Origin of the sequence: Leifsonia poae, from assembly GCF_020009625.1 — a bacterium.
Lineage (GTDB): Bacteria > Actinomycetota > Actinomycetes > Actinomycetales > Microbacteriaceae > Leifsonia > Leifsonia poae_A.
Map to the genome: position 1 here is coordinate 1 of NZ_JAIHLP010000004.1, position 24,893 is coordinate 24,893.

The window sequence follows — 24,893 nt, forward strand, 5'->3', positions numbered from 1 at the left end:
GATGAATGACGTCTCAGCCATGCTGGTACCAGACGGTGGTGTCGGGTTCGAGACGCACGGGACCGTCGGTGGGGACGGACCGTCGCTGAACAGGTAGACGCGCTCTGCCTCGAGTGTGACGGAGTGAGAGCCGAAGTTGGTCGCGGACGTCCAGCGTTCGGCCGGCGGAACGCCACGACATCCGGCGCGATGTCGAGCCACTCCAGACGCTCGTCAGTCTGCAGCATTCGCCGACCGGCGAGCGCGTCCTGGTAGAGGGACAGCACCGAACCCGAGCGTCCGCTCTGGGTATCGACCGCGAACTCGGCGAACCAGGCCGGCTGCGGCAGGTGCGCACCACCCGCGCCGAAGCCGAAGGAAGGCCCGTCTGCCGTCCACGGGAGCGGCACGCGGCAGCCGTCCCGGCCGATTTCCTGAACCTCCGGTGCGGAAGAACGTGGGATCCTGGCGGTCGTCGCCGGGGATGTCGGCGACCTCCGGCAGACCGAGCTCCTCACCTTGGTACAGGTACACACTGCCGGGCAGCGCCATCGCCAGCAGGGTGGCGGCGTTAGCGCGGCGCAGGCCCAGGTCGCGGTCCTCCCGCGGTTCCACGCCATGGGAGAGGAGCCACGCGTGGCCCTCGCTGTCTGTGGAGGGAGGCCGAACCGGGTGGCGTGTCTGACCATGTCGTGGTTGGAGAACACCCACGTGCTGGAGCTCCCGCTCTGCGCCGAGAGATCGAGGTTCTCCTCCACGATGCGCCGGAACTGCGCGGCGTCCCAGGTGGCCTTGAGGAGGTCGAAGTTGAATGCCTGTCCGAGGCCCTGCTCGGTGGCGTAGCGGATCCGCCGCTCCGCGGCACCCAGGCCTCCGCGACGGCGGTGAGCGGTGGCGTGTAGCGGTCGAACAGGCGTCGCCACTCCGCATAGATCTCGTGCACTTCGTCCGCGCGGTCCCAGATCGGATGCGTCCCGACTGGGAAGTGTGTTGGGTCTTCGAGCTGGACCTGCGTCGGCAGCTCAACTCCAGCCCCTTGGTCAGAGCGTGGGCGACGTCGACACGGAATCCGTCGACCCCGCGATCTGCCCAGAACTCAAGGGTGGTCAGAAAGTCCTGTCGCACCTCGGGATTCGACCAGTTCCAGTCGGGCTGCTCGCGAGCGAACAGGTGCAGATACCACTGCCCATCCGGCACGCGGTCCAGGCCGGCCCTCCGAAGATCGACGTCCAGTCCGACGGTGGCTCTGAGCCGTCCGGGCCGCGCCCGTCGCGGAAGATGTAGCGGTCGCGGGCGGCGGAACCGGGTACGCTGCGCAGGGCTTCCTGAAACCAAGCGTGCTGATCGGAGCTGTGGTTCGGCACGATGTCGACAATCACCTTGATGTCGACGTCATGGAGGCGGGCGACCAGCGCGTCGAAGTCCGCAAGCGTACCGATGCGCGGGTCGACGTCGCGATAATCCGCGACGTCGTAGCCGCCGTCCGCGAGCTCGGACGGGTAGAACGGGCTCAGCCAGACTGCGTCGATGCCGAGATCGCGCAGGTAGTCGATGCGGGAGATCAGCCCAAGGAAGTCGCCTACTCCGTCGCCGTTACCGTCCGCGAAGCTGCGCGGATACACCTGATACACGGCTGCCTGCCGCCACCACCGGTCGGGAGATTCCACACGGGTGGCGTTCAGAACGCTTTCGGTCACCATTGATCCTTCCGAGAGAGACGATCCAGAATTTATCTAGGTTCTAAATCTAAGACGTGCACTATTGTTGTCACATGTCGAGGTTTGGGCAAGTCCCGCAGAGAAATCGATTCCAACGCACGCGCTGGTCGCGACGTCAACGAACGTCCTCCGGCGCTCGAACACGCTCGCGCTGCTGAAGATCTTCAGCAGCGCGTCCGCCGGCAAGAGCTTCACAACGTCCGAACTCATCGAGCTCTCCGACCTCACGCGCTCCACCATCCTGGCCGTTTGCGACGATCTGCTGGCTGCGGGTTGGATCGCGGAGTCGGATGCCGGCCCCCGGGTGGAAGGGACCCGCGGCAGGCCCTCCCGCCGCTTCGCCCTGAACCCGGGCGCGGCCCACGTCGTCGGGGTTGATCTCGGCTTCTCATCCGTGACCTGCGTGGTCGCCGACCTGCTCGGCCAGATCGTCGGACGCTCGAGACGAGCCTTTCACTCGCGCCCCGACAGCCCCGAGTGGATCATCGATCGGACGGCCGAGACGCAGGCGGCCGTCGACGAATCCCTCCACGACGCCGGAGCTGAAGCCGGGACCGTCCTAGCCGCCACGCTCGCCGTACCCGCACCCGTCGATCACACCGGTCGGGTGGGCGTCGGCGACGAGTTCTGGGACTGGATCCGGATCGATCCCGACCTGCTGTTCAGCGGCCACCCGGAATGGCCCATCGTCGTAGAAAACGACGCCAACCTCGCCGCGCTGGCCGAACGTGAGGCGATGTCCGGCCCGGCGCAGTCGCTCGTCGTCCTCCTCGCCGGCGACCGCTTCGGCGCGGGCATCGTCGAGAACGGTGTTCTCCACCGCGGACACCACGGCGGCGGGGGCGAGATGAAATACCTCAGCCTAATCGAGGGCGTCGGCAGCACAGTGGGAATCGGGCGACTGGCTCAGGATTGGGCGCAGGACGCAGTTGGCGACCATCTGCAGACGAAGCTGACGTCCGAGAGCGTCGCCGCCGACGTGTTCCGGCTGGGAGAGGAGGGCGACGACGTGGCTCACGACATCTCCGGCCGCCTCCTCGACCGTCTGGCGCGCGTCATCGCGACCCTCGTCAGCCTCCTCGACCCCGGCCGAATCGTCCTTGGCGGCGGAGTGGCGACGTCGCTCCAGCCACTCATCCCCGAACTCCGCCTGCGCGTCGAGGAGCACACGGCGTTCGCCAGCGAGTTGCTCGCCTCGCCCCTGGCGAGCGACATCGTCATCCAGGGCGCGGTGCACGCGGCGCTCGCCCATGTCTGGGATCATGCTCTGAAGAGTTCCCCCAGCGCTCCCACGGCGATCCGCTAGCCGGTGAGCCCACCGGCTGTCGGCTGATTCGGCATCACCTCATTTCGCGAAGCTCGTCGAGGCCATCCAAGTCTCCTTCGCTGATAATATACCTTATGTCAGTTTGAACATGGCAATCCCGTTAGATGCGAATGCGACACCTAGCCGCGGCTCCCCCGGTGGCCCTTGGGTCGGGCCACCCAAGAGGTCGTGGCTCCTGCCACCACCTCAGTTTTCACTCACAAGTCCTTGTTCTTCTTGCTACGGGATCCGCCTTCGGAGATCTCGCCATTTTCAGAGCGCTTCCATGTAACCCCATCGGCATCCCGGAATCGCAGCTCTACCAAGAAGTCCCACGGCTCATGCCCGCGAAGGTCGATTTCACCATCGACTACTTTGGGCCCCTAGTCCGCTGCGCTTCGCTGTACGGGAGCAGAGCGAAGACCTGCTCGAATCCAGGTGGCACAACGGCTTGATCCAAGTCCACCACGCCCCGGGCAGCTAGTTCGCCGTATCCATTCACCATGAGATATAGATCGTAGATCGGTACGTTGTTGCCGTTTCTGAGCCAAACGTCGTAGTGCTCGGAAGTATCGCCCTCGCCACCCAAGCGGAGACCTTCGAGGCAACCCTGCGCCTACGTTCCTGCGCCCGCCTCAAACCCTGTGCGCGAGCATCTCGCCAGGATAGAGCCGCGTAGATTCCAGCCGTCACTGCCGCGACGACCAACCCAACCGTGGCTATTGCGGTCACCCACGAGGGCACATCCCCCCACATGCTCATGCACGAACCCTATAGTGGCGCGGCCGGATAGAAGAGGTTACAGCGTCAGACGCCACCGAGATACAGTCAGACCTCCGGATTGACCACCGAATAGTCGCGATGATCCTGGTAGGAGCCATCAACGGCGAGCGGCACTGTCGATCGCCGAACCTTCCGCGCGATTTGAGGTGTAACCGATTGCCTCCGCCACTCTCGTTCGAAAACACACGCCGCGCTGATGACCTTGTGGCTGAAGACGAACTGCTTGTTGCCGTTCAACACCTGCACAGAGCCATCTGTGCCGGAGCGCACCGAAACGCCGGGATACACGGACATGACCAGCACGTCATCATCGTGGCCCATCCTCACGCTCATCAAAGGCTCACCGCTCGGGCCTTCAAAGTCGAGCATCAGGGGAAGTATCGGAAGCGCATCATCGCTGTGCCGATACCGCCGGAGAAACTCGTTCTCCGGAAAGATCGGGTAGATCATGGTTTCCGCATACGACTTAGCAACCTCGGTCCTTCGAGTAAATCGCCCGGCAAACCGCCGATAGCCCAGTTGCCAGAGGCGAGGGGCGAGGCCCTCGCTTAGGGCGCGTTCACACTGCTGAAGCGCCCACACCGGCTGCCTCAGATGCGGGACCGCGTAGAGCTCGGCGATCATCTCATTGCGGCGCGCGTCACCTTTCCGGAAGGCGAGGGAAGCGAGTCTCACAATCCAGCCCGGGGCGATCCCCCAGACGAGGAGCAGAGCCGCCCCCATGCCGACGAGCGGCCACAGCCCCAACAGAGAGGCAAGTTTCGCGAAATCGAAATCTACATTCATGTCATCGCCAGCCTTGCCTGTTGGGGCCTTGTCGCCCCCACGCGAGCCTGTGATGCGAGGAATCGACTCTGAGCCGCTCCCAACTCACGAAGGCCCGTATCGGTGATCTCGTAATAGCGGCGGGGAGGGCGGCCGTTAGCTTCGCTGGGATCCTCCCAGCCGTCGGTCAGCCATCCTTCGTCCATCATGCGTCCAAGGATTGGGTAGAGGACGCCTGACCGAACACCGCTGTCCACACTCAACCGGTATCCCCAGTGTCGTTCCTTTGGGGCGTCGAGGAGTGCGGTCGCGACCTTCACGAGAGACGGAGTGATCTTCATGCCCTAACTCTACATAGGTAGAGATAGGGCGTCCAGACCAAATTCCTCCTACTCGATTGGTTGCTCAGCCGGGTACCCGCGCAACGATTACGGCTTGCCTTCGCCGTCCGATTCCCGCTCCGGGATAGCTGGCTCGTCGTACTCACCGTTCGTCAGCCGGCGGTACTCGTCGTCGATCTCCGCGTCGAGCTGGCGAGACTCGCGGATGGCGGCGAACAGATGTTTCTCAAACGACACGAGTTCCTGGTCGCCCACGACCATCTCATCATCGTCATCGAACTCGTCGTCATCACTCATGCCGACATGCTGGTCGCGTGCCACGCCGTCGTCAACAGTTGATTGAGCGTGTTCGCACGCAGAAGCATTTCACAGCCCACGCAGATAGCCGTGAATGTCGAACGGACGCAGTGGCCACGCATAGCTTGCTCGCGAGGGGTGGCGCGGATGGCCGCTCTTTTAGAGGGTCACCGATAGATCTCCAGTTACAGGACGCGGCTTCTGGGAGGCCCACGATGCCGCGAAGCATGCCGCGCAGGTACGATCGCGCCATAATCGTCTCGCCCCAGGCGGCTAGCAGCTCGAGTCGGCGCCCGCCGATGAACTCGGCAATGTGCCGCTCATTCTCCGCTTTCAGCTCCGGACTGTAGGCGACATGCATGTCACTGGGTTGCGTTGCGCGCTGTTGAAACACGCCTGTCATTGCTGACTCCCGACATAAGCGCCCGTGGCGTACAGGAAGTCGATGTGTAGATGGTTCCCGGTGTCGTCGATCTGGCCGAAGTTCGTGGTCGCGATCGTCACGCCCGCAGCTGCGCGAACGTCCTTCTGCCCGACTCGTGAGCCCTTGGGCACGATCGGGTCGAGCATCCCGATCAGGCGCAGCGAGTACCCGTCTGCCCCCGTGAGCGGCGTGCCGTTGAGCATGTAGAAGTCGACGGCGTGCCCGCCGCCGTTCTTGTAGTGGGCCGACTCCGTGCCGGCCCCTTCGATCTGGCCGGTGCATCTGCGGTTGATGTCGGAGACGCCCACGGACTGGAAGGTGCGAACAGCGAGCACGATGGTCTGCAAGACACGGGTGTCGATTCCGCAATCCGCGACGGTCTTATCCTGAGCAATCCAGCGGATCTCTTTGATGTGATCCGGCACCAGGCCACGCAGCTGGCCGGCGTCCGCCGCTTTCACGAGTTCCTGGGCGAGCCCCACCTGGTCGGCGCCTACGGCGCACCCGGGGGTGCCGCCGCCATTACTGCCGAGCGCCTGCACGACCTGCGCGGCCGCGGAGTAGAACTTCGTGTAGTGGTTTGGGTCAGCGTTCACCTGCACGGTGTGCGCGGCCAGCGTCGGGGTCATGGCCTGCCAGCCGGGCACTTGGATGAGTCGCTGGAAGAACAGCACCGCCGACTTGGTCGGGTCCATCCGATCCGCGAGGCTCCCCCAGGTGTCGCGCTGCTGAAACAGCCCGCGCGAGTCGGGGCCGGCCTGGTCGCCATGGTCGAGCACCCGCAACCCGGATTCGCCCATCGCGGTCATGACGCCGATGACCTGAGCCTGGGCGTCGAGCCCCAGTCCGGTCGCGGCGTTCATGATCGCCGCGGCGTTCGCGAGCTGGTCGCCTGAGTAGCCGGCGATCGGCCGGCTGCTGATCGCGATGGTCGCGACGACCTCGCCGCCGCCGCATCCGCTGGCTTGCGCGCCGGACATGAACACACCACCGCCGAACATCACCAGAACGGTGATGCCGGCAGCCGCGATGCCCTTCCAGCCCATCACGCGCTCCGCAGCACCGAGGCGGCGGCACCCTCCATGCCCTCGTCGGTGTTGGTGATCTGCGTCTCCCACTCCGAGCGGATGTGCCGCACGAGCGTTTCAACGTGCGTGCCGTACTTGAAGTAGTGGTGGCCGTCGCTCAGCTGCGTAATGTCGTGCGCCCGCTCGGGAGAGAAGTTGAAGGTCTGCTGGCACCACAGCGCATCCTCGTGCCGGCTCTGCCGGTAGACGTAGACCGACTGGGCCTCCTGCACCATCGCCATACCGGGTGAGTTGGCAGGAATATCGGTGCCCTTGTGGAAGGCGAACACGTTGGAGAGCCGAGGCCACGGGAGAGCTTCTGATTCGCCCTCGCGAGCGATGCGGAGGGGCCGGCAGCGATGTGCCAGCCTTCCTCGTAGACGCACGTCGTGTGCCAGCCGCGGTCGTTGCGGAGTCGACCGAGCAGCCACATGTGCCCGATCGCCATGACGATCGGCACGGAAGGGCCGTCATCGGGCAGCTGCGAAATGTCCCAGCTGGTGAGCTTGTGCGCCAGGTCGACCACCTTGGACGTTTCGCCGTCGAGCAGGCCGGCATAGTCGTCCAAGAGCGTGTTGAGGGTGAACTGCACCGAGAGGCCGGCCTGGTGCAGCTTGTCCCGCGCCTGCGGCGAATGCTGCGCGTAGTCGCTGTCCGCGGTCGTCGACGCGAGCGCCGGCAGCACGTCGGCCAGGGTCGGCACCCGTCCGTCCTCGAACCGGGCGAGCGTGATCCGCAGGGCCGAGCGGAGCGCTTCTTCTTCCCACTCGTTGAGCGGGGTGTCGTTGCGAGCGAGGCGCGTGACGACTTTCAGCAGCCGCAGTTGCCCGGATGCTCCGGTGCCGTGGCTGATCATGGGGTCCAGCAGATTCAGCCGGGTGCCGGTGCCGTCGTCGGTGAACTTGATGGGCTCGGCTCCGAACGCGCGCGCGAGCTCGGAGTATTCGCCCTCCCCTGCTCGGTCCTTTTTGTCGAACACGGTGGCGCGCCGCTTGGCCATGATGAGGGGCCGGGCGACGAGCGCGGTCTTGATGAAGCTCGACTTACCGGAGCCGACGTCGCCCATCACGACGACGTTCGGGCTCGACACCAACCGCGGCCGCGAGTTGTAGGCGGTCACCGGGTCGTGCGCGATTGACGTCTTCGAGAGCACGTCGCGGCCGGTGACAATGCCGCTGGTGCCGGTGGGTGCGCCGATAACGGCGGAGTTGAGGACTTCGGCCTGCCGGGTGGTCGACGGCGCACCGCGCAGCGCGGGGGCGTAGAAGCCGCGACCGGCGCGGCCGCTGCGCGCGCGCAGCTGCGTGCCGGGGACGTTCCACGGCAGCAGCTCGTCCTTGCCCTCGGTGCGTCCGCTCTCGTCGACCTGTACTTCCTCGGGCGGGGCGAACTTCCGCAGAACCGGCAGCGACCACATACCGCTCTTGGTGCTCTCGGCCTTGTGCTCGCTCATAGCGCCTCCTTGTTGGTCTTGCCGGCCAGCTTCCGGTACACGCGGTTGGTGACAGAGGGCTTCTCGGTCTGGATACCTCGGCCGATCGGCCACGTCGTGCCGGACGCCGCCGATTGGAAGCTGTCCTGCCAGTCCAGGTGCTCGACGCCGAGCCCGTTCTCGCAGACTTCCTCTAGCTGACGAGACGCGATTTGCAGCCGGTCGCGGCTTGTCTCGGTGATCGTGACGTAGCCGATCCAGCTGTCCCCGTGGTGGCGGGAGCCATACCCAAGATCGGCGTTCCGCAGCTGCGCGGCGGTCTTGTTCACGTGGGTTTCGTCGTTCGCGAGGCGGCCCTTTTCGGCGTCGTTCATCTGCGCGGCTTGGTCGCGCACCAGGTCGCGCCGGGCCGCAGCGCGTGCCTCGGATGCGGGGATTAGCTGGTGATGGAACGACACCGTACGGAGGAAGTGCAGCTCCGACCCAATCAGCAGGTCGAGCATCCACAGCTGCGACCGTTTGCCTACGGCGAGGTTCTCGGCCTTGATCGCGGCGGTGCGGTGCCACCACTCGACCTCTGCGCCCGTCTCGGGGTTGGTGGCCGTGACGATGTGTGCGGAGTATTCGTCGTGGGACGCGACGCCCAGCTTGCCCGGGTCGTCGACAGGCTGGTCGATCGGGTGAAACGGGTTCTGGCCGTGAACGACGTGCGCTCCGGTCTGCCGTGCGGTGAGCACGGCAACGTCTCCCAAACGTGCCGCGCGGAGGCCGCGCTCTGCGGACTCGATTTCGCGGTGCATCAGTGCGCGCCAACCGTCGCGGCCCTCCCCATATCCACGGGCGACGTCGACGAATTCGGCGTCGATTGGCCAGCACGCCGTGATCGTGTGCCGCTGCACCATTGCGTCCCGGCCGGCCGTGTGCAGCACATCCCCGTACGAGAGCACGGCGGGGTGGTTGGTCGGGATCGTCGGGTCAAGGCTAACCTCCGCCCACGCCGCGTTGAATGCGTTGTCGGGCGGCAGCACTCGCGTGGTCACCTGCACGCGACGCAGCAGGCTCGACGGTGCTGCGCGCGATGCCAGGAACTCCCCGAAAGCCTCGGCCGCTCGACGAGCGACCGAGTTGGGCTCCGCACCGCGCAGCTGCCCGGTGACGGTGAACACGACCGATAGATAGGGCTTCTCCCCCATCGGGGCGTGCCAGGCGATTCCCGGCTCGCGCCGGCCCATCTGAAGCCATCCCATCCCGTCCGCACCGTCCGGCATGGTCCGCATCGCCGCAAGCTCGCGTGCGGCCGTCCACCGGTCCTCCTTGCCGGCGGTCTTGTCCTGGCTGAGCTGGGTCAGCTGGTCCCACTGTGCGACGTCGAACGGCGTGTAGCGGTCGATGCCGGCGCGGCGGCGGTCCTTCCAGCGCACCCGACGTTCGCGCCGGTCGAGGATCGACCCGCGGTGAGTGCGTGCTGTGACCAGGAACACCAGCAGCGCGGCGATGACGGCAACGACGACGGCGGGTGCACCAAAGAACGGTGCGCCGACGACCAGGCCGACTCCACACAGGGCAAGCAGGATGTTGCGCGGGCCTTTGCCGGACCCGCCGAAGAATGATCGGTGGCCGGCTTCGCCGCCCAGCTGCCTCTCTACCATCGTGTTCTGCGCTGCGTTGCTCACTGTGCCCCCTCGTCCGAATCAGCCGCCTCAGCGGCCATAGCGCCCGCCTCCTGGGCCTTTTCGACAGCCGCCTGCCCGGCTGCCACAGCGCCGGCCGCAATGAGCGTAGGAACGCCAATCGCGGCACCGACGCCAGTAGCGGACTCGGCCGCGCCCGCGGCCGCCAGCCTGCCAGCTCCGGCACCAGCTGCGCCGGCCCCCGTGCCCGCGCCGGCTGCGCCCGCTTCGGCTCCTGCGCCGGCTGCCCGTCCGGCGCTCTTGCCCGCTTTCGCTCCGGCTCCGGCGAAGTCGCCCAGTCCCCCGCTCCCCTTCACGCTGGGTGCGTCCTCGACTGGCGATGGGGCGTTGGCAGAGTCAGTCGGCTTGCCACCCTGTCGGGCTTCTGGTGCGTACTTCTGCGTGGCGTCCTGCATATTGCCCGAGCCCCATCGCCCCGGCTGCATGCTCGGCCCGTTACTCCGCCGAAGGAGGCCGGGATGACCGGCGCGAACTTCATCAGAAGCGCCGGACTGAGAGTCGCAATGAGCATTGCGAGAATGCCGGAAATGAGCAGCGCGAGGCGCTGCACGTTCAGGTGATCGCCGAACGTCTCGACGCCGGCCCGATCCAGTGGAACGTGACGCCGAGCATGAAGAACAGCAGCGGGTGCGCAAGCATCACGCCGATAAACAGGCCAACGAGTCGCCAGCCGGTCTTGCGGCGCTGCGGATCGATGATCCAGACATAGCCGAGCGGGAACAGCACACCGGCGAAGTACAGGACGACGAGAAGCACGAGCATGACGGCGATCGCCATAAGAAGCGCGATCCACGCGCAGAACATCAGAAACGCCGCGACCGGTGCGCCTCCGGCGATGCCGGCTGCGTCGCCTTGATCGAGCATCTTCGTAAACGACGCCACGAGGTTGTCGTTGGTGTCGAAGAACGCCCACCGAGTCAGCGACGTGCTCAGCTCGTGCACGAGGTTCACGAGGAACGATCCGAGCAACGGGCCGAACATTGCCCCGATGATGAACAGAGGGCCGTAGAACACCAGCGACTCCCCCAGCTCACGGCCCGATTGCGTTCCACGAGCGACCCGCACGAACTGCGGCAGCAACGTGAACACGAGCACGAAGATCGCCAGCCCGAACGACACCTTGTAGGCGTTGATGAACCAATCCATCGTGAGGTCCGGCATCGTCGCCTGAGTGACGACGGGCAGCACGTCCCGCGACAGCGAGACAGCCGAGTCCCGGAACGACTTGTACATGTTCCCGAACGGGTCGGAGAAGAAGTTGGCGGTCTGCACCGCCCCGCCAATCGCGTCTCCAATGCCTCCGATCGCGTCACCGATCGGGTTACCGCTGCCTTCTCCACGGAACATGTCAGCAACCTCCGCTGAACGCCGAGCCGATCGCGAACAGGTCTTGGGTCGTCCGCGTCCCCTTGGACTCAACGACGTGCCACGCGCCGCCCTCCCACTGGACCGTCACGGTGACGGATTCACGCAAGGTGGCGCTGAGAGCACCGTCTGTGACTAGACCACCTCCGACTGACACTGACACCTTGTCGGGCGTAGCCGACTCGACGTAAAAGACCCCAGGAACCGTCGAGACGTAGAACGGCTGACCGTCCGGCACGAGCCCACCGGAGAGATTGGGCGAGCCGGCCAGATAGTCGACCACTTTCTTGGAGTCGGCACCCGTCGAGTAGATGCGCTGAGCCACCGTCTGCACGGCGGAAGCCGGCGGCGAGGGGTACTGATAGAGCCATCGAACGAAAGCGGCAGCGAAGCTCGCCGCCCCATTGGCTGAATGCGGAGCCGCCTTCTGCGCGGCCACGAGCATTGCCGCGTCTCGCTCGCGGCCGCCAATGCATCCACTTACCGCCGCTCCCGGTTCGTCCGTGCTGGTCGACGTGGGCGCAGGAGGGGTGGTGGCGGGGACGGCTCGGTCGTCGCCGCCTCGCGGGGCGGTGAGCGCGAACACGACCACCAGGACGACCAGCAGCGCGAGCGCGCCGACGATCCACGGCCAGCGAGGCCGTGTCCGTACAGGGCGTGGTGCGTCGGTCATGTGCTACCCCGCAAGGGCGAGAATGCCGCCGACGATCACGGCCAGCGCAGCGAGGCAGGCCAGCGCGATACCGGCCCAGATTGCCTTGGTGCGTGCCGACTTGTAGGCCATTGCGTTGCCGCCCCCTCGGACGATCCGGCCATGCCAGTGAGGCCGATCGCGAGGAACGCAATCGAGATGATGATGCAGATTCCCCAGATGCCGGCGATGAGCTTCTTCCAGAGCGCATCGAACTGGACGCCGAACACGGAGAAGTCCGGAAGGACGCCGTTCAGCGGATTGTCGATCGCGTGGACGATCAGGTGGTGAGCGATTTCGTGCATGTGATTTCTCCTTCTGGCCTAGCGGGCGGTTGATTTGAGCGCCTGCACGACGCCGGCTGTCGCGGCGGTGAATGCTGCACGGGTGGCCGGCGCGAGCCGGTCAAGAGTGATCTGCCCGCGCTCGGCAATGTGCTCGTCGTAGGGCACGTGGTAGACCGCGCGCACGAGCATCCCGTCGATGATTCGGTTCACTCGCTCGATGACCTGCGGGTGCTCCGGCCGGCCGTCGGTGAGGCGAATCACGATCGCGTTGTCCGCGAGCTGCGCGGCGTGCCCGCCTTGGGCCCGAAGCTCCTCGATCATGGCGACCGCCTCGAGTACGGCATCCCCCGCGTTGAGCACGGGGATCACGAGCGCGTCCGCGGTTTCCACCGCTCCCTCGAAAGCGCTGGATGACGGCTGGTTGCCGGAGTCCATGACGCGGATCGAATAGAACTCGTCGATCACTCCTGCAGCCGCCACCACATCGTCACGGCTGAGGCGAGCACGTCGGCCCACCGTGCCGATGACAGAGGCGAATGAGGTCTGCGGGGCGGTGTAGCCGGCCAGCTGGCCGGCGTTAGTGATCTTTTGCACGTCCCGCACCAGCTCACCGATGCCCAGCGACGGGTTACCCTCGGCGCGGAACGTCAGCGCTCCCGGATCGTCGGAGACCTCCATCACGGCGACGGAGCCGCCGCGCACCGCGGCAAGCACTCCCCCGACGATCAGCGATACCGGCGTCTTGCCGGTGCCACCCTTCTTGTTGCCCACGAGGATCGCCTGCGGGCCCGTCCATGTCGCCTGACGAATGACTTCCTCGTCCCGACGCAAAGACTCCGCGGCGTCCAGCGCCGCACGCTCACGCGCTCCCGGCTCCACCTTGATTCCAAGCTTGCCGAGCAAGCCCCGAACACCCTGGGTCGCGGTCGCTGGCTTCTGCACGGTGCTGGCAATGCTGAGGTCCGCCACGGGGTCCAGGAAGATCGTTTCAGGGATCTCCGTGTGCGGAGCACTCGGAGGCACGGCCGGAATCGGCGGGAGTTCCACCACAGGCGCGGCCGGCTCTGCATGAGTCGCCAGCTCGGGCGGAACCTGGATCAGCTCGTCCTTCTCTGCGAGCTGCCCCAACACCTCGTCGACCTGGGCGCGGGTACTGGTGTGCTCGGACTCGACGTATCGAGCGGCGCGCCCAGCGCCCGCGAAAACGTCTCCCGTCTGCTGGTCGTTATCTGTCATGTGCTCCGTCTCCCCTAGTGATTGAGTTAGCGTGCTGCGCCTTCTCGCCGCATGTGCGGGAAGCGACGTCGGCCGTGAGAGGCCGCGACGATGCTCGGTGAGGGCGCGGCTGAGAATGGCGCTGGGCCGCGCCAATTACTGATAGCTGAGACTTCGTCATCCGGCACTCTCCCCCCTACAAGACCGTGACCATTTCGAGGGTAATACGAACCCCGATTTACAACGCACAATCAGTCTACCTTGTAGTTCAATTAGCAGGTAGTGCATTGTGGAGGCATGGACGAATTCAACGAGTTGCTATCGGCCGCCGCCGCAATGAGCGGGCACAATAGGGGATGCCGTCACGCCGCGACTCCCCCGACATGCCGCAGCGCGCCGCGGCCGTGCATCAAGCTGTCTCCGGGACGTCCAGGTTGATAACGCTGCGATTCCTGCTGGAGAACCCCGGAGCCACCCGGACACACCTCGTCGAAGAAACCGGACTGACACCAAGTACAGCGCGCGTGACGTTGCGCGAGCTGGAAACGCTCGGCTACATCGTCGCGGACATTGAGGGCGAGAATCGCAACGGTCGATCCGTGCGATACAGCGCCCGCCGAGACGTGCTGACCGACGACCTCACCGCGTTCGTGGCCTGGATGCTGCGCTAGTTCTGCGCGCTGCGCCGCGGTGCTAGCGTGACCCCCACCACCGTTTCCCCAACGGTGCAGCGAAGAAGGGCCACGCGTTCCCCACGGGTGGCCCTTCTGCGTGCGGCCGGCCCAGTTGACACCTACGTGTCAACGACTCGAGGCGCCCGCATCCTCTTCGCGCAAGATGATGCAATGAGTATTGAAGTAAACGCTCATAGATAGCCCCGCGTGCCGGGCTGGCGGACCGGGACGTCCCACGGTTGCAGCTGGGACGTTTCCACCTGAGCGCTGGTGCGCCGATCGAGCGCGGCTTCTCGGCGTAGGAGGCTACTCACGACGTCGACGATCGTCCCGTCCATCGCAATCAGCATCCGCTCTAGATCGTGCTTCGCGGCCTCAATCTGCCGCACCAGTTCCTCACGCTCAGCCAAGGCACTCCGGACCCCGAACACGTAAAGAGCGAGCCCCGCATCGGTAAGGCGCGTGAGGTCGACGCGGCGCACCGGCCGGGCCAGCTCGTTGCCACCGAATCCTGGAGGCGCTGGGTGAAAGGCCGGCGCGACGGGCTCGGCTCCATTGTCCGTGTCGACGAACGCCCGGTAGTAGTAGGTGGCCGCCTCCTGCCGAAGCTCGCGCAGCTCGACGTACAGCTCGGCGAAGGTCTCGCGCGTATCGGCCACTCCCCCGGCGATGATTTCCGCTGGCGTGTACTTCGTGCGCATTAGATCCTCCCCCCGGGTTGCGCTAGCAGACATTCAAATGAAGCTATGAGTATCTGAGTTCCGCGCCTTAGCCGACGAGCGAACGAATGTGACGGGTCAGCTCGTCCTTGATGCTGGTGTCATTCTGAGCGGCCCACGCCTTGAATTTCTGGCGCAGCTCGCGCGGGATCATGAAGTTGATCCGGGCATCCTCGGCCGCCTCGGCGGCCGCTGTCGACCCTTGGGGCGCGGGTGTTGCCACCGTCGGCGCGGGGGCCGGTGCAGCTGCCGGCTGCTTCGGCGGTACGGCCTGCACGTCGCTGCTGCTGCCGATCAGATCGGCCAGGTTTGCCTTCGCCATTATTTGCTTCCTCCGTTTGCCCAGATGGTCGTCATTTCCAGCGCCAGTGACTTGAAGTCGTCGATCGCAAGAGACGTGTTGCGGGTGGTCGGATACGTCGTCACCACATCGCCAGTCATCGGCGCATCCGAATGCGCCACGTAATCTCGGATCACGCTGTTGAAGCGCGGAACGCCCATCGCATCGAGTCCAGCGATCGCGTCGTCCCTACGCCGCTCCCCCGCCGCGTCACGCTTCACACGGCTCAGCAGTACGCGATACGGCAAGCTGCGCGGCTCCACGAACGATTTGATCGTGCGCACGAGCGGTTTGACGCTAGCCGGCTGAGGCTCCATCGGCAGCACCACGAAGTCCGCCGAGTCGAGAACCGCCCCAGAAGATCGCTCTCGTATAGACTGCCCGGGGTGTCTACGAAGATTGTGTCGTAGGCGCCTGCTTCGCGCAGTCGGCCCAGTAGCGCCGGGTCGCCCTCGTCGGTGAAGTCGAACGGCAACGGGCGCTCGTTCTTTTCTGCCGTCTCGGCCCAGTCGCTTGCAGTGCGTTGCAGGTGGTCGGTGTCCACGACGAGTACCCGCGAGTGGTCCGCCGCGACGACGGCGGCGAGGTTCATCACAACGTTGCTCTTGCCGACGCCGCCCTTTTGGTTGAGCACTGTCACGATTCGCATGCTTTATCCTATCATCTTTTCATCAAATGAGTATGTGAGTCAAAGCGCCTTGCTAGCTATGAGTATTGAAGTAGGCGCTCGGGTGAGTCTGAGTAGCTGAGCCTAGGAAGCGTTGCGGAGGTAGAGCGCGATCGCTTCGCGCGCGACTTCGCTGGGCTTGCGGTGCTCGATTGCCGCACGGGCCTTAAGAGCTGCGTCCAGGTCGTGGGGGAGTCGTACCTGGACCTTGGGGGATTCGCCGCGCTGCTTGCCGGCTCCCGCCAGCGAGGGCCGGCCGCGGCCGATCGCCTTGTCCAGCTCGTCCGCTCCGACAATCTCGTCCAGGAGGGCGCGCCCTGCCCGCTGCGCGTCCTCGCCTTCGAATGCCTGGGCCGTGTCGGGGGTGTGAATGTCGTCGGCTTCGATCCGCTCCGACCACGCCGCATAGAGGGCATCATCCTCGGGGGAGACGTCGGCTCCGATCAGCGGGTCCGTGTTCTTCGTCATGATTGCTGCCCCTTCCTGTCTGCGAGTATGCGCCTGGCTCGTTCTAACGTCTTCTGTCGAACGGGCATCGAGTGAAAGATCAGCGCATCCTTGTTCACCTGGTCGACGTGGGCGAAGACTTCGAGCATGATCGAGCCGTCTCGTGTTGGGCCGATGAACAGGTCCGCGGTCGGTTGTCCCGGGACACGGGCCTGGTCAAAGTCCTTCACGTAGACGACGGCGCTTCTCATAGCGTTGAGCGTGTCAGCGCGGGCAATCAGGTGCTTGTCTGCGCTGCTCGTCCATCTCGTCGGGGCCATAATATTATTGTAGTCCAAAAATAGCAAGCTGTCTACTCAAAAGTAGTTAGCAGTAAATGAGTATAGAAGTATTGCTAGAGGCTGAGGGCGATCGATGATACGAGCAGGGGAGTGGTGACGAGCGCGCAAAGCGCGCCGGCCCTCCTGACGCGCTGTAGGACGGCGGTCGGGCCAATGTGTCGTCGGCTCAGGAACCGGGCCGCACGCTGGGAGCGCGACGGCTGCGATCGCCCGCATGGCGGTCACCCTTCCACGCGGTCGTCGTCGGTCAGATCGTCGTCATCGGCGCGGAATTCCGTGCCGCAGAGACCGCAGAGGATGGGGCCGCCTTCGTACACCGCTTTGGATACTCGGATCTTCCGAGCGCAGTCGCATACGGCGCTCACGCCGTTGTTGTTGGACTTGCGGCCACTGCCGATCGTCTCGGTGATCCGGTAAGCGACGAGGGCGGCGTCCAGCTGTGCCACCTGGTCGCCGTAGACGCTCAGGGTGGCGTCGGGCACTGCCGTTTCACTCCATCCCTGGGTGTTGTTGTGGGAGAGGCCGAGACCGAACTCCTTTCCGATCGCCTGAAACTTCGTGTTGTGAAAGCGGCCCTGGCGGCTGGTGTCCTTGATCCCGCGAACCTGCGCCGCTCCGTGTGCGGCTTCGTGCAGCAGCGTGCCGAGCAGGTCGCGGCCGCCATTCTTCAACCCTTCACCGCCCACGAACAGCTCGTGCACGCGCTCGGTGCCGCGCACCCATCGGTCGGCGGCAAAGTGGCCGAGTTTCAAGCCCTTCGCGGCGCTGCCGGAGCCGATCGTCACGACGACCTCGGGCACGTCCGGGTGTCGCTCCTGGATCGCGTTCCAAGTGCTCTCGATCGCGTCGACGAGTACGGCGGTAACGGATGCGGTCTGCGTGTTCATATCTTCTCCCTGGTGGTAGTTGCTGTCTGGCGCCTGCGTTGACACGTACGTGTCAAGTGCTCGAGCTGGCCTCACTGGCAGCTGTCGCACTGCAGGGCGTCCATCGGGTCGACGGGCACCACGTACTCGGCCACGGCGGGCCGGTAGTGGTCGTCGCCGTCGTCGTCGCCCTCGGCGTGCGCCTCGATCCACATGTCTGCGCTGGCGGGCTCTCCGATTGCGCGGAGCATTCCTGCAAGGGCCTCGACCTCGCCGCAGCTCAGTTGCGTTGCAACGTCGGCCGCCAGGTCTCCGGCTGAAAAAACCGCCGCGAATCGGGTGACGTCGCTGGTGTTGGTAATGAGTGTGCTCATCGCTTCTCTCCCTCATGTTTTTTTGCCGGGATGGCACGTAGTGCCGTTCAGGGAGAGCGGTCGGAGTGCAACCCGAAGGGCAGCGGGGGAGAGAATTTCCGCGCGAAATGAGGGAGCTTGCGACCGCGTGCGGAAAATCTCGGCGGAGCTGGCTCCCGCAGGGAGCTTGCGCGAAGGCCGCCGACCGTAGAATCGCCGCAGGCTTCCCGGTAAAAAACTGAGCCCCGCTAGGGGCTCGATACAGTCGGCCGCCGCAGCGGCCGTCCTTTTGCTCTGCACCCGCACTCGCATGTCGAGCAGCTGTGCCTCACACTCACAGCCTGAGATAGCGGCCGAATGTCGGAGGTCCCCGATATTCTGTTGGCGTGACTTTCATGGCTTAGAGACGTCGGTAGTGAGGCACCTGCTCCGGTACCGAGATTGGAGCGGCAGTGACTCAGGATTTACCGCCTTCCCAGGAAGAGCACCTATCAGCAATAGCAACGGAGTTACGCGCTGTGCCCGTACGCGTTCGCCGTCTTTTTGGGTTGCCTCCGCTCGCCCTGGATCTGCTGGACGCAGCAGCTGCCACCGTCTATGACTTGCTCGATGAGACCGATCGAACATGGGACGACCGGCTGGCCCAGCTACCGGTCCGGTTTGAACGGCTGTTTCCCGACGGAGTTCCGGAAGGCCGTCTGGACTGGTTGAACCTCCCTCAGGAAGAAATTGAGCAGAAGGTCAAGGAAAGCTTCGGGCGATTGAACAACCCAAACACGCGGCGCTTTTTGAATCGTCTGTTGGGGTCTAAGACGTTCAATCGGCTCACTGTTGCCTTCAACCAGGATTGGGCGCTGTTCCTGCTGGGCACGAGACGGCTGCTTCGAAGCTTTATGCCGGTCGCTCAGGCCCTGCAAGACGCGGCAGGGCCGCTCTCCGACAAGGAGAGAGCCAACCTGGGTGGATTCAGCGACGCTCAGACCGTTCTCCTGGACGCGGTCCTAAAGCTGGACCACGCTGTCGGCGGATTCTTTGACAAGCGCGACATCGATTTGCAGAAGATGGGGTTCCCGGTGCGTGATGCCGAGGCAAGAACTCTCGACGTTGGAGTTGATGAGCTAATCGACGTCATGAGGACGATGCTCGACGTCGAAACGCAGCGCAGGGCCCAGGAGCTGAGCGACGTACTCTTCCGTAAGCTGCGCGGCTTTGAGCAGGCGCTGGCCGCTTCCGACGATGGCGTTTCACAGGCGGCAAATAGCCTGGTCGAATTTATCGATCGGCTCCTTCGTACGGCGTTCGACGAGGCCGACGTGCTTGAATGGATTGGAAAGCACTACCCAGACGATAAGAGCCTCGTGTTTGAGCGTGAAGGTCGAGCAATTCCGACCAAGCGGGCCAGTGCCCTTTGCTTCGCGCACGCCGCTCAGGCGCCCACCGAAACTTCCAACCTGGAATCGATGGTCGCACTCAGCATCGTTAAGGTGCGCTCGTCGGCTGAACGACTCAAGCACGCCAACGTGGGCGATCCCGATGAAGAAGCAGAACTCAGACGGCTCATGCTCGCCCTTCGGGGTGCACTGACTTTCATCCTGCGATTCAATTGGCTGCTTGCAGACGATGACCGGTACTTCTACCTCAGGGAGCGCTTCGCACCCCAGAAGGCGGCCTAATACTTCCCGCTGTCGTTGCGGCAGCGATATCGGCGCCTTCCACCCTGCGGTTGGGGAGCACCCGGAACGCGGCCATTGAGCCGCCCTGGACGATCCAGAATTGTGCGTCGTTAGCTTCCCGCACATCCTGTGGCGGGATCACGTAGGTGTGTTGAGCTCGGGCGGATTTCAGTTCCTCGCCGGTCGCCATGCCGGAGGATTCCATCTGCATGTAGGTGCCGGCGTACTTCACGACGTCCTCGGGGTCTTTCTGCCGACCGAAGATCAGCGCAGCGCCGGAGGCGAGGGCGCGGCGTCGCCGTGTCTCGTCGTTGGACAGGCCCGCGGGGGACTGGGCGGCGAGGCCGAGGCCGACGCCGGCCGATCGCGCCGTCTCGTAGAGCGAGCCGGCCGTGTCGCCGGGATCACTGGTGCCGGTGACGAGTTGCGGGAACTCGTCGACGACGACGAGCACGGGCGTCTTGTCTCGCCGCATGAGCCGGTTCGTCAGGAAGTTCCGCAGGTCGAGCAACAGCAGGTCACCGAGACGAGCCTGCGAGTCGTCGGAGGGTGCCAGCGGAACGATGGTGATGTCCGCGTTCGGCTTCTCGTAGGACCACCCGTTGGGGTCCAGCCACCGCTCTAGCGGCCGCAGCGCGACGAGCAAGCTCTGCAACGTCCGCTGGCCGGCAGAAATGCCGGCGCGGGAGTCCACGATCGCGTTGACCATCTGGAGGTCGTACTGGTCGCGAACGTGCGGGGCCGGGTTGCTGAGGCGTTCGCGTAGGTCGTCGACGCTGCGCAGCGGCGACGCATCCTGCACCGCTTGCAGGATGCCGCGGATCTCATCGAGGTAGTGCTGATTCGCCCCGTCTGGGGGCGGCATCAGCCGCATGAGCTTCGTGGTCACCTGGTCGGCGGTGCCGGTGAACATGTCCCAGCCGGCGTTGATCGCCGCGGTGCGGCCGAAGCTCTCGGCCAGCGCTGCAAGCTTTTCGGCGTCCTCCGGGTCGCCCTTGGCGTCGATGAAGAACACCGGCCAGCCGTATTCGAGCGCGCACTGCATCGCGTCGTTCAGGAACACGGTTTTTCCGGTGCCGGATTCGGCGATCAGCAGGAAGCGCACCGCGGATGCCGCGGTGGGCATCTGCGCGTACTTTCCGCCCGGGTCGATCCAGTCGCGCACACGGCGCGCGTCATAGAACCGATCGGCCAGTGTCCGCACCGTGGCGCGACTGACGAGCCCGAACGCCTGCGCACCCTCTGGGGTGCGCAGCGGAGCCGTCATCGCGCCTTTCGCGGAACCGGTGATCTGGCCCGTCTCGGCGTCGACGGTGACGCCCATCCGGCGCGCGGCCGCGCGATCGGCTGCGCGCTTGCGCGCCGTCTCGATCCTGGTCTGTTGCACGACGTCAGCGATGCGCCGGTTGCGTACGAGCGTCGCGACACGGCGACGTCGAATCGACCAGGTGACCGGCAGCAGGAGGATGCCGGCCAGGAAGTTGCCGAGCAGCCACGGCCACATGCCGAGCGCCTGGGCCTTCCAGTCGGGCGTCTTGAAGAACGCCGCGGCGTCGCCGCTCGCAATCCACTGTGCGAGCCAGGCGAGCTCGAAGCCGAGCAGCCCGGCGACGAGCAATACTCCGATCGTGTTGACGATCCACTGCCACCGCCAGGTGACCCAGAACCACGTCTTGGTCGCGATGACCGTTCCGGTGACCCTGGCCACCATGAAGGGGATCACGAACGGGGCGCAAACCGCGACGAGCGCGAGGATCAGCACGGCGATGACAAGCTTCTCGACGAGCACGCTCGTGGCGTCGTCGGAGCCACCCTGCTGCACTTGCTGTTGGTTGCTCATCGCGTCCCCCATCCATCGGTAGCCGGCCCACCGACTACCAAGCCGTCCAGCTGCGCCGGCACTTCGGCCGGCGTGCTTTCTGGCACCCCATCCCAAGCTCCACTCTCATCTCCGACCCACTTCCCGCGCACGTCGAAAACGGGCAGGGCAAGGATGCGGTGACGGTCGTCACGGAACACTCTCGTGTCGGCTTCTCGGTTCACGATGCGAGCCGTGGTCGTGTCGCAGAAGTACACGATGCGGTCGACACCTTCGCGCGCCAGCCGCCATGTGTGGTTCTCGAAGATGACACGGTAACGGTCGATCGTTTTCGGCGTCAGCTCGACCTCGACCAGCTCGCGCCGGCCGTCCGGTCGGACGGCAACCCCGTCCGTCTGGTGCTCACTCCGCATCCCCGGTTTCCGGTCGCGCTCCAGCTGTAGCCGCGGCACAAGTAGCGCGCCGAGACGGCCGCCACCGCGACCTCGTGACGGGTCGTCTGACGGAACAGGTTGGGGGCGGTCTTGCCGATCGCCTGGTGCGTCGCCCAGACGATCGAACCGTCTCGGAAACGTGGGTCGAGCACGGTCGACCAGACCGACCTCAACGAGCCTCGCGGTCCACTGCTGAGCCTTCCGCAAACTCACCGGAGAGCCCGCACCAGACAACCCTCCGAGCGCCCACCGAAGCGCATCCATGTCGGCCATGCGAACCACGCTCAGCCACTCCACCATTGCTTCGTCACGCTCGGTCAGCTGCACCAGTGCCCCCTCTCACCTTGCTAACCAAGCTACCAGGTAGAACGCTTGTGTGTCACCTGATCGGGGCTCAGAGCGACAGGAATTTGAACACGGCTCCGCCGCGTCCGCTACCTTCCTGTATTGCTCGACTGTCGCTCACAACAGCCACCGATTCTCACCACCTACCCAAGGCAACATGCACTCTCAAACCCCACCACTCTCTCAACTTTGCATTGTTTTTCTTCTTCCCTTTTCTTCTTTCTCACACTCTTTTTCTTGCCCTGCCCTGCCCCCACCCCTTTACTTCCCAACCTCCCTCAGACAACTTGTTGGGTGCGGGAGGTTGGGAAGCGCGCGTAGCGCGGGGTGGGGGCAGGGCAGGGCAAACCCGGCCACGGGTATGCGTTTGCCTATTCGCGCTCGGTGAATAGTCCGACGTACTAGCTCAGAACCGGTGGAGCTGTCGATCAGCGGCTCTCAGAGCCGCCAGGCGGCCCCCTGAGGCCGCTACTCGCACCCGCGAACCTTTGGCAACGTGACGATCGACGCTGGCTCCTGCCAGCCGCGGGGAGTGAGCGCCTGCGCCAACCTCCCGCGGCTCGTCGACGACCAACCAACGGCGCATGTGTGCTCCTGGCCGACCATCTGCACCGTTACGGGTGAGGCCGCAGCAGCGACAGCGCTGCGGCCGCTCTCGATACGCGCAAACCTGGTGAAAGAACTGCAAGGTGTGTAAGCGGTCATCGGTGGCTCCGTCCGGCACGGTGGGCCTCGATCGCGTCGAGGCGAGCGTACAGCTGGGCGAGCGAAATTGCAGCGTCGGTGGTCCGTTGGCCGGCGAGGTTCAGCACCGGGAACAGGTCAGCCGGCGCACTCTCCGGGGGTCGGAACCAGACCTCCGTGACGGGGTTGTGGTCGTCGTCGACGTGCTCGGATCGCGACGGCTCCCACGTCCATTGGACGTCGCCGTGCTCGATCCCTTCGACGTCGATTGACCAGCCTCTCCCGGTCAGAATCGCGTGCAGGTCGAGCACCTTTTGGTGGAGGTCCTGGACCGCCTGGGGGAACTCAAAAGCATGCCGGCCGACGCGAGCAGCACGTCGCTGATCGCTCGCGGCGACGTCGCCCGCTCACGTCGACGAGCCTCGTCGCGTGCTCGAATTGCGGCGTCCGATTCTGCCCGGATGCGGGCAAACTCACCGGGGGAAAGCGATGCTCGACGCTGCCTCTCGGCCTCCCTCTCACGAGCGGCCTGCGCACGCTGAGCTTGCAGCTCACGCGCCCGCTTGTCGCTCGCGACGGCCGGGGGAGTCTCGCCGGGCTCGATCGTCTGCCGGATCATCCATGCGAAGTAGCGCAACGGATCTTCTGCCGTGTGCAGCTTCTCGTGTGCGGCGGGGAACCGACCAGCGATCCGCTGCGTTAGCTCGCCCAGCGACCACGACTCCGCCACGCCGGCACGGCGTAGCAGCTGATCGATCTGGCCGATGTGGCGGCCGCGCGCCAGGGCGTTCCCATAGTGGCGATCCAGCTGTGCGAGGAACCGCTGACGGGTGATCGCGCGTACCTGCGGGACTGGACGTACATGCTTGACCGGATCGCCCTTCTTCCGTCCAGGCTCGGGCCGCGGAGCGGCCTCCGATTGCGCGCTTGCGCGCGTTTGCTCTAACGAGAATTCGTAAGTTGATAGAGGGTTTTGAGCGTTAACAGGTAGGTGGACATTCTTAGTGTTCACCGACGACTTATCCACAGCCGGCAGGGTCAGCGCGAGCACCGAGGCGGCCCGCAGTTGCACACTCTGGTGCAGCGCTCTGGCGGCCTCTCGCTCGTCCGCGTAGAGGTACCGGCCCTCTGCTACGGTCGCGGCAAACCCGAGCGCTTCGAGCGTCCTCGTGGCACGCTGGATGGTCTTAGCGCAGCGCTCCACCGCACCGCCCACGGTGTCATGCGCCACGGTGACGCTGCGGCCCGTGGCGACGTCGGCGCGCTCGGCGTACTCGGCAGCAATCGCTAGCAGGGTGCGTCGTGCAACCTTCCGGGACGCACGTGCCGCCTCGCCCTCCGGAGTACCCAGAGCGGCCGTGAGCGCCGCAAGCCAATGCTCGCGACCTCGCCATGCGACGATCGGCCCGTAGGCACCTTCGGGCACCGGCAGCGACCAGCTGCGCGGACGCGACGCACCCGGTCGCTCCGAGGCGGGCCCAGGGGTCGACAGGCCGACGCCCGCCGACACGCCGACGGGCGGTGATGCTGTACCTAGGGTTAGCGAGTACGCCTGGTGTACTATTTGGGCATCTCCTTCGAGACGCGAAGAACCCTCCGGTTCTTCCGGCTTGAGTTGAAATCGTCAGAACCGACCAGTCGCCAAACTTGAAGCGGCTCTGACAAAGGCTTCTAGGCCCGTCGCGAAAGCGGCGGGCCTAATGCGTTAACCGGTGTTGATGGGCAGCTCCTCGCTGTTGTCGGGCGTCCACCACGTCGGAACGCCATGCTCATCGAGGTCGAGACGATCGATCATCTCTTCCAGGAGAACGGCAGCTGAGACACCCATCGCTGCTGCGACGGCGTCCATCTTGTCCTTCGACGTCTGTTCGATCTTCCAACCCACCGATACGGGCTTGACCCGTGTACCGCGGGGGAGACGTCGAGCTGTCATGTCGTCACACTAGCGATAGAGCTAGCGTTAATCAGCGACGCGTCGGCGTGTCGAAACGGATATGTCCGAATCTGGCTGACACGTACGTGTCAAAAGGTGTTCCCAAGCTTCTGGACCACTCTGTGTGGCCTAAGGCTGACGGACCAGCGGGCGCAACCTTTTCCACTCCGCCTCACATCAGTTCGAAGTTCAAGTCGATGAATCCGCCACAAGCTATGGCACGCCACCGACAGGCGT

29 protein-coding genes and 1 pseudogene are annotated in these 24,893 nt (G+C 65.0%); 3 read left to right on the top strand and 27 right to left on the bottom strand.

The genetic code is table 11. The features are described from left to right. From K5L49_RS20790 to K5L49_RS20800, 3 genes and pseudogenes are all read right to left on the bottom strand, one after another. On the bottom strand, positions 1 to 902 hold a 902-nt coding region (locus K5L49_RS20790), incomplete at its 3' end, for an alpha-amylase family glycosyl hydrolase (RefSeq protein ID WP_445158950.1). Between the two features lie 139 nt (positions 903 to 1,041). Beyond that, positions 1,042 to 1,107, bottom strand: a pseudogene (locus K5L49_RS20795) (hypothetical protein); the annotation flags it as partial. After that, entirely contained in the window at positions 1,086 to 1,679 is a 594-nt protein-coding gene (locus K5L49_RS20800; protein WP_445158951.1) for an alpha-amylase family glycosyl hydrolase, read from the bottom strand. The pseudogene K5L49_RS20795 and the gene K5L49_RS20800, both read right to left, overlap by 22 nt. 64 nt (positions 1,680 to 1,743) lie before the next feature. Between K5L49_RS20800 and K5L49_RS19645 the strand changes: the two genes are divergently transcribed. After that, positions 1,744 to 3,003: an ROK family protein gene (locus K5L49_RS19645; protein WP_223695352.1), complete on the top strand. Its 1,260-nt coding sequence runs from the start codon at positions 1,744 to 1,746 to the stop codon at positions 3,001 to 3,003. Between the two features lie 828 nt (positions 3,004 to 3,831). Here K5L49_RS19645 and K5L49_RS19650 read toward each other — a convergent pair. The 11 genes from K5L49_RS19650 to K5L49_RS19695 form a co-directional block, all read right to left on the bottom strand. Further along, positions 3,832 to 4,572: a hypothetical protein gene (locus K5L49_RS19650; RefSeq protein WP_223695353.1), complete on the bottom strand. Its 741-nt coding sequence runs from the start codon at positions 4,570 to 4,572 to the stop codon at positions 3,832 to 3,834. Beyond that, a complete protein-coding gene (locus K5L49_RS19655) occupies positions 4,569 to 4,892 on the bottom strand; it encodes a PadR family transcriptional regulator (protein WP_223695354.1) in 324 nt (107 codons plus the stop codon). The genes K5L49_RS19650 and K5L49_RS19655 overlap by 4 nt, the downstream gene beginning before the upstream one ends. Before the next feature lie 87 nt (positions 4,893 to 4,979). Then, positions 4,980 to 5,189 carry a hypothetical protein gene (locus tag K5L49_RS19660; RefSeq protein ID WP_223695355.1) on the bottom strand — a complete coding sequence of 70 codons (210 nt, stop codon included), beginning with the start codon at positions 5,187 to 5,189 and terminating at the stop codon, positions 4,980 to 4,982. Between the two features lie 31 nt (positions 5,190 to 5,220). Next, positions 5,221 to 5,592 carry a DUF1643 domain-containing protein gene (locus K5L49_RS20760; protein ID WP_374107715.1) on the bottom strand — a complete coding sequence of 124 codons (372 nt, stop codon included), beginning with the start codon at positions 5,590 to 5,592 and terminating at the stop codon, positions 5,221 to 5,223. Next, positions 5,589 to 6,659, bottom strand: coding sequence for a hypothetical protein (locus K5L49_RS19665; protein WP_223695356.1), 1,071 nt, complete (start codon positions 6,657 to 6,659; stop codon positions 5,589 to 5,591). The genes K5L49_RS20760 and K5L49_RS19665 overlap by 4 nt, the downstream gene beginning before the upstream one ends. 139 nt (positions 6,660 to 6,798) lie before the next feature. Beyond that, a complete protein-coding gene (locus K5L49_RS19670) occupies positions 6,799 to 8,133 on the bottom strand; it encodes an ATP/GTP-binding protein (RefSeq protein WP_223695357.1) in 1,335 nt (444 codons plus the stop codon). After that, positions 8,130 to 9,785: a hypothetical protein gene (locus tag K5L49_RS19675; RefSeq protein WP_223695358.1), complete on the bottom strand. Its 1,656-nt coding sequence runs from the start codon at positions 9,783 to 9,785 to the stop codon at positions 8,130 to 8,132. Before K5L49_RS19675 ends, K5L49_RS19670 begins: the two co-directional genes overlap by 4 nt. A 570-nt stretch (positions 9,786 to 10,355) precedes the next feature. Next, positions 10,356 to 11,150, bottom strand: a complete 795-nt coding sequence (locus tag K5L49_RS19680) for a hypothetical protein (protein ID WP_223695359.1) — start codon at positions 11,148 to 11,150, stop codon at positions 10,356 to 10,358. A 1-nt stretch (position 11,151) separates the two neighbouring features. Continuing rightward, entirely contained in the window at positions 11,152 to 11,841 is a 690-nt protein-coding gene (locus tag K5L49_RS19685) for a hypothetical protein (RefSeq protein WP_223695360.1), read from the bottom strand. Between the two features lie 35 nt (positions 11,842 to 11,876). Then, positions 11,877 to 12,164, bottom strand: a complete 288-nt coding sequence (locus K5L49_RS19690; protein WP_223695361.1) for a hypothetical protein — start codon at positions 12,162 to 12,164, stop codon at positions 11,877 to 11,879. 18 nt (positions 12,165 to 12,182) lie between these two features. After that, entirely contained in the window at positions 12,183 to 13,277 is a 1,095-nt protein-coding gene (locus tag K5L49_RS19695) for a MinD/ParA family ATP-binding protein (protein ID WP_223695362.1), read from the bottom strand. Between the two features lie 467 nt (positions 13,278 to 13,744). Here K5L49_RS19695 and K5L49_RS19700 point away from each other — a divergent pair, with 467 nt between their 5' ends. Continuing rightward, the gene (locus K5L49_RS19700) at positions 13,745 to 14,032 is read left to right on the top strand and encodes a winged helix-turn-helix domain-containing protein (RefSeq protein ID WP_223695363.1); all 288 of its coding nucleotides are present in this window, start codon (positions 13,745 to 13,747) and stop codon (positions 14,030 to 14,032) included. Between the two features lie 194 nt (positions 14,033 to 14,226). On the opposite strand, the gene K5L49_RS19705 is transcribed toward K5L49_RS19700, so the two are convergent. The 8 genes from K5L49_RS19705 to K5L49_RS19740 all read right to left on the bottom strand — a co-directional run bounded on the left by K5L49_RS19705 (position 14,227) and on the right by K5L49_RS19740 (position 17,789). Beyond that, positions 14,227 to 14,736: a hypothetical protein gene (locus K5L49_RS19705; RefSeq protein WP_223695364.1), complete on the bottom strand. Its 510-nt coding sequence runs from the start codon at positions 14,734 to 14,736 to the stop codon at positions 14,227 to 14,229. 67 nt (positions 14,737 to 14,803) lie between these two features. Then, complete coding sequence (locus tag K5L49_RS19710; RefSeq protein WP_223695365.1) at positions 14,804 to 15,076, bottom strand: hypothetical protein; 273 nt, start codon at positions 15,074 to 15,076, stop codon at positions 14,804 to 14,806. Then, positions 15,076 to 15,423, bottom strand: coding sequence for a hypothetical protein (locus tag K5L49_RS19715; protein ID WP_223695388.1), 348 nt, complete (start codon positions 15,421 to 15,423; stop codon positions 15,076 to 15,078). The genes K5L49_RS19710 and K5L49_RS19715 overlap by 1 nt, the downstream gene beginning before the upstream one ends. Then, positions 15,321 to 15,743, bottom strand: coding sequence for a ParA family protein (locus tag K5L49_RS19720; RefSeq protein ID WP_223695366.1), 423 nt, complete (start codon positions 15,741 to 15,743; stop codon positions 15,321 to 15,323). Before K5L49_RS19720 ends, K5L49_RS19715 begins: the two co-directional genes overlap by 103 nt. A 102-nt stretch (positions 15,744 to 15,845) precedes the next feature. Further along, a complete protein-coding gene (locus K5L49_RS19725; RefSeq protein ID WP_223695367.1) occupies positions 15,846 to 16,229 on the bottom strand; it encodes a CopG family transcriptional regulator in 384 nt (127 codons plus the stop codon). Beyond that, the gene (locus K5L49_RS19730) at positions 16,226 to 16,528 is read right to left on the bottom strand and encodes a hypothetical protein (protein WP_223695368.1); all 303 of its coding nucleotides are present in this window, start codon (positions 16,526 to 16,528) and stop codon (positions 16,226 to 16,228) included. Before K5L49_RS19730 ends, K5L49_RS19725 begins: the two co-directional genes overlap by 4 nt. Positions 16,529 to 16,770: 242 nt before the next feature. After that, positions 16,771 to 17,349, bottom strand: coding sequence for a hypothetical protein (locus tag K5L49_RS19735; protein ID WP_223695369.1), 579 nt, complete (start codon positions 17,347 to 17,349; stop codon positions 16,771 to 16,773). A 158-nt stretch (positions 17,350 to 17,507) separates the two neighbouring features. Beyond that, positions 17,508 to 17,789 carry a hypothetical protein gene (locus K5L49_RS19740; protein ID WP_223695370.1) on the bottom strand — a complete coding sequence of 94 codons (282 nt, stop codon included), beginning with the start codon at positions 17,787 to 17,789 and terminating at the stop codon, positions 17,508 to 17,510. Positions 17,790 to 18,286: 497 nt separating this feature from the next. Here K5L49_RS19740 and K5L49_RS19745 point away from each other — a divergent pair, with 497 nt between their 5' ends. Next, the gene (locus K5L49_RS19745; protein WP_223695371.1) at positions 18,287 to 19,441 is read left to right on the top strand and encodes a hypothetical protein; all 1,155 of its coding nucleotides are present in this window, start codon (positions 18,287 to 18,289) and stop codon (positions 19,439 to 19,441) included. On the opposite strand, the gene K5L49_RS19750 is transcribed toward K5L49_RS19745, so the two are convergent. From K5L49_RS19750 to K5L49_RS19770, 5 genes are all read right to left on the bottom strand, one after another. Next, the gene (locus K5L49_RS19750; RefSeq protein WP_223695372.1) at positions 19,407 to 21,281 is read right to left on the bottom strand and encodes a hypothetical protein; all 1,875 of its coding nucleotides are present in this window, start codon (positions 21,279 to 21,281) and stop codon (positions 19,407 to 19,409) included. The two genes, K5L49_RS19745 and K5L49_RS19750, sit on opposite strands and share 35 nt — an antisense overlap. Positions 21,282 to 21,597: 316 nt before the next feature. After that, positions 21,598 to 21,846 carry a hypothetical protein gene (locus K5L49_RS19755; RefSeq protein WP_223695373.1) on the bottom strand — a complete coding sequence of 83 codons (249 nt, stop codon included), beginning with the start codon at positions 21,844 to 21,846 and terminating at the stop codon, positions 21,598 to 21,600. Between the two features lie 894 nt (positions 21,847 to 22,740). Further along, positions 22,741 to 23,034, bottom strand: a complete 294-nt coding sequence (locus tag K5L49_RS19760) for a hypothetical protein (RefSeq protein WP_223695374.1) — start codon at positions 23,032 to 23,034, stop codon at positions 22,741 to 22,743. Continuing rightward, a complete protein-coding gene (locus K5L49_RS19765; RefSeq protein ID WP_223695375.1) occupies positions 23,010 to 24,233 on the bottom strand; it encodes a hypothetical protein in 1,224 nt (407 codons plus the stop codon). The genes K5L49_RS19760 and K5L49_RS19765 overlap by 25 nt, the downstream gene beginning before the upstream one ends. A gap of 195 nt (positions 24,234 to 24,428) precedes the next feature. Next, the gene (locus K5L49_RS19770; protein ID WP_223695376.1) at positions 24,429 to 24,656 is read right to left on the bottom strand and encodes a hypothetical protein; all 228 of its coding nucleotides are present in this window, start codon (positions 24,654 to 24,656) and stop codon (positions 24,429 to 24,431) included. Positions 24,657 to 24,893: the final 237 nt, after the last annotated feature.

Bases quoted from the DNA above. Each gene is read 5' to 3' on its own strand.
- K5L49_RS20800 (WP_445158951.1), bottom strand. From the start codon at position 1,679: ATGGTGACCGAAAGCGTTCTGAACGCCACCCGTGTGGAATCTCCCGAC.
- K5L49_RS19650 (WP_223695353.1), bottom strand. From the start codon at position 4,572: ATGAATGTAGATTTCGATTTCGCGAAACTTGCCTCTCTGTTGGGGCTG.
- K5L49_RS19655 (WP_223695354.1), bottom strand. From the start codon at position 4,892: ATGAAGATCACTCCGTCTCTCGTGAAGGTCGCGACCGCACTCCTCGAC.
- K5L49_RS19660 (WP_223695355.1), bottom strand. From the start codon at position 5,189: ATGAGTGATGACGACGAGTTCGATGACGATGATGAGATGGTCGTGGGC.
- K5L49_RS20760 (WP_374107715.1), bottom strand. From the start codon at position 5,592: ATGACAGGCGTGTTTCAACAGCGCGCAACGCAACCCAGTGACATGCAT.
- K5L49_RS19665 (WP_223695356.1), bottom strand. From the start codon at position 6,659: ATGGGCTGGAAGGGCATCGCGGCTGCCGGCATCACCGTTCTGGTGATG.
- K5L49_RS19670 (WP_223695357.1), bottom strand. From the start codon at position 8,133: ATGAGCGAGCACAAGGCCGAGAGCACCAAGAGCGGTATGTGGTCGCTG.
- K5L49_RS19680 (WP_223695359.1), bottom strand. From the start codon at position 11,150: ATGTTCCGTGGAGAAGGCAGCGGTAACCCGATCGGTGACGCGATCGGA.
- K5L49_RS19685 (WP_223695360.1), bottom strand. From the start codon at position 11,841: ATGACCGACGCACCACGCCCTGTACGGACACGGCCTCGCTGGCCGTGG.
- K5L49_RS19690 (WP_223695361.1), bottom strand. From the start codon at position 12,164: ATGCACGAAATCGCTCACCACCTGATCGTCCACGCGATCGACAATCCG.
- K5L49_RS19700 (WP_223695363.1), top strand. From the start codon at position 13,745: ATGCCGCAGCGCGCCGCGGCCGTGCATCAAGCTGTCTCCGGGACGTCC.
- K5L49_RS19705 (WP_223695364.1), bottom strand. From the start codon at position 14,736: ATGCGCACGAAGTACACGCCAGCGGAAATCATCGCCGGGGGAGTGGCC.
- K5L49_RS19710 (WP_223695365.1), bottom strand. From the start codon at position 15,076: ATGGCGAAGGCAAACCTGGCCGATCTGATCGGCAGCAGCAGCGACGTG.
- K5L49_RS19720 (WP_223695366.1), bottom strand. From the start codon at position 15,743: ATGCGAATCGTGACAGTGCTCAACCAAAAGGGCGGCGTCGGCAAGAGC.
- K5L49_RS19725 (WP_223695367.1), bottom strand. From the start codon at position 16,229: ATGACGAAGAACACGGACCCGCTGATCGGAGCCGACGTCTCCCCCGAG.
- K5L49_RS19730 (WP_223695368.1), bottom strand. From the start codon at position 16,528: ATGGCCCCGACGAGATGGACGAGCAGCGCAGACAAGCACCTGATTGCC.
- K5L49_RS19740 (WP_223695370.1), bottom strand. From the start codon at position 17,789: ATGAGCACACTCATTACCAACACCAGCGACGTCACCCGATTCGCGGCG.
- K5L49_RS19750 (WP_223695372.1), bottom strand. From the start codon at position 21,281: ATGAGCAACCAACAGCAAGTGCAGCAGGGTGGCTCCGACGACGCCACG.
- K5L49_RS19770 (WP_223695376.1), bottom strand. From the start codon at position 24,656: ATGACAGCTCGACGTCTCCCCCGCGGTACACGGGTCAAGCCCGTATCG.